Annotated in this window: 1 protein-coding gene and 2 pseudogenes; all 3 read left to right on the plus strand. The window is 46.5% G+C overall.

The window, feature by feature from the left end; all coding sequences use genetic code 11:
* Window positions 1-1,350 (plus strand): annotated as a pseudogene (locus Q0095_RS05955) (DNA-directed RNA polymerase subunit beta'); the annotation flags it as partial.
* A gap of 36 nt (window positions 1,351-1,386) precedes the next feature.
* Window positions 1,387-1,776: a DoxX family protein gene (locus Q0095_RS05960; protein WP_297882273.1), complete on the plus strand. Its 390-nt coding sequence runs from the start codon at window positions 1,387-1,389 to the stop codon at window positions 1,774-1,776.
* An 83-nt stretch (window positions 1,777-1,859) separates the two neighbouring features.
* A pseudogene (gene rpsL, locus Q0095_RS05965) lies at window positions 1,860-2,009 on the plus strand (30S ribosomal protein S12); the annotation flags it as partial.

The raw sequence follows: 2,009 nt of genomic DNA on the forward strand, positions 1-2,009 counted from the left end.
TGGAATATCCCTACTCGAATTCCGTTTGCCAGCGAACTTCGCGTCAAAGACGGCGAGCCGGTAACTCAAAAGATCAAAGCGGGAGCAAATGGTACGCTTAAGTATTTCATCCTAAAGGGCGATTATTTAGAGAGGCTAAGAGATATCAAAAAAGGTCACGTCGTAAGTGAGAAGGGTATGTACGTAGTCATCTCCGATGAAAATGGCAGAGAGGCGATCCGCCACTACATACCGCGCGAATCTGTCATTACCTATGATGATAATAGCGTAGTAAAAAGCGAAGATCTTATCGCTAAGCCTAAAAAAGACGATCGCTTGATTATCGCCGAGTGGGATCCGTATTCCATCCCTGTGGCCGCAGAGTGCGAGGGTAAGATTAGCTTTGAGGATATCGAGCCTGGATATACCGCTACGGAGCAATATGACGAGACTACCGGCCAGAGCCGCTTGGTCATCAACGAGTATCTGCCTCAAGGCGTTAAACCGGCCATCGTCGTAACTCCTAGCAAGGGCGAGCCTATCAAATACAACCTAGGGCCGAAGACCGCGATTTTTACGAATAAAGGCGATCAGGTAGCGATTGCAGATATTTTGGCTAGGACGCCGAAAGCTGCTGCGAAATCAAAAGATATCACCGGCGGTTTGCCGCGCGTATCGGAGCTATTTGAGGCGCGCCGTCCGAAAAATACCGCGATCATCGCGGACATAGACGGAACCGTCCGCTTTGATAAGGCGTTGCGTGCAAAAGAGCGCATTATAATCGAGGGCGAGGACGGAACGAGTGCCGAGTATCTAATCGATAAGAGCCGCCAGATCCAAGTGCGAAACGGCGAGTTCGTCCATGCAGGCGAGAAGCTTACCGACGGAGTTATCAGCTCGCATGACGTGCTTAGAATTTTAGGCGAAAAGGCGCTGCATTATTATCTGATAAGCGAAATTCAACAGGTTTATCGCTCTCAAGGCGTCGTCATCAGCGATAAGCATATCGAGATCATCGTATCACAGATGCTCCGCCAGGTCCGAATCGTCGATAGTGGCGATACTCAGCTAATCGTCGGTGATCTGATTAGCCGCCGCAGATTTAGAGAAGAAAACGAGCGTATTATAAAAATTGGTGGCGAGCCTGCGATTGCTGAGTCTGTGCTACTGGGCGTAACTCGTGCGGCCGTAGGAAGCGATAGCGTCATTTCAGCGGCGTCCTTCCAAGAGACTACGAAGGTTCTAACCGAGGCTAGTATCGCGGGTAAATTTGACCGATTAGAGGACTTGAAAGAAAACGTAATTTTAGGTCGCATAATTCCGGTCGGAACCGGTCTGTATAAAGACAAGGAAGTTAAACTTAAAAAATAATTTAGGGCAAAAAGCCCTAAATTTAAAGGATGAAACATGAATATGATCAACATAAATTTCGGTCTGTTGTTTGTCAGGTTAGGGCTTGGAGTTTGTCTTTTAATGCATGGAATTTTTAAGCTCACTCACGGCATAGACGGCGTAAAATCGATGCTGGTAGCCAGAGGAATTCCGGATCTGGTGGCTTACGGCGCATACGTAGGCGAGGTGCTGGCGCCCGCGATGATAATCATAGGCGTATTTTGCCGCATAGGCGCTCTGCTTGTGATCGCAAACGTGCTCATGATAATATACGTCCTACATACTCCGTTGGGTGCGCTTACCGGAGTGGGCGGATTTGAGCTGGAAATCGTATATCTGTATCTTTCTGCTGCGATTTGCTTAGTGATCTGCGGCGGCGGAGAGTTTGTGCTGATTAGAGATTAAAATTTAGTTAAATTTACGTTTCTGTAAGTTTAAACAAAGTATAATCCAAATCTTTTTGAATAAATTTTTGTGAAAGGAAAGATGTGCCAACCATAAATCAATTGGTCAGAAAAGAGCGCAAGAAAGTGACTTTTAAGTCAAAATCTCCAGCGCTAAAAGAGTGTCCTCAAAGAAGAGGAGTTTGCACTAGGGTTTATACTACAACTCCTAAAAAACCAAACTCAGCTCTGAGG

Origin of the sequence: uncultured Campylobacter sp. (assembly GCF_938045535.1) — a bacterium.
Classification (GTDB): domain Bacteria; phylum Campylobacterota; class Campylobacteria; order Campylobacterales; family Campylobacteraceae; genus Campylobacter_B.